This window comes from Desulfobulbus alkaliphilus (genome assembly GCF_016918545.1).
Lineage (GTDB): Bacteria > Desulfobacterota > Desulfobulbia > Desulfobulbales > Desulfobulbaceae > Desulfobulbus > Desulfobulbus alkaliphilus.
The window spans coordinates 1-426 of record NZ_JAFFQC010000314.1; the positions used below are offsets into that span (position 1 = coordinate 1).

The following is a 426-nucleotide window of genomic DNA, read 5'->3' on the forward strand; positions in this document are numbered from 1 at the left end:
CGGTAGAGAAGCGTGACCGGCCCGAACTGCGCGACAAGCCGGTGATCGTCGGCGGCGGAAAGCGCGGCGTGGTCTCCACCGCCTGCTATGTCGCACGCCAGTACGGCGTCGGCTCCGCCATGCCCATGTTCAAGGCGCTGAAGGCCTGTCCCGAGGCCGTTGTGATCAGGCCGGACTTCACCAAATACGTCTTCGAATCGCAGCGCATTCTGGGGGCGTTGGGACAGCTGACACCTTTGATCCAGCCGTTGTCTCTGGATGAGGCCTGGGTCGATCTGTCGGGCACGGAGCGGCTGAACGGCGGCCCCCCGGCGTTGCAGCTAATCCGCTTTCAGAAACAGATCGAGGAGGAAACCGGCCTGACCGTCTCCATCGGCCTGGCCCCCAATCGCTTCCTGGCCAAGATGGCGTCGGAGATGGACAAGC

1 protein-coding gene is annotated in these 426 nt (G+C 64.1%); it reads left to right on the forward strand.

Annotated features, from left to right (window positions below; translation table 11 throughout):
• A partial coding sequence (locus tag JWG43_RS21005) for a Y-family DNA polymerase (protein WP_504208236.1) occupies positions 1-426 on the forward strand: 426 nt, incomplete at both ends.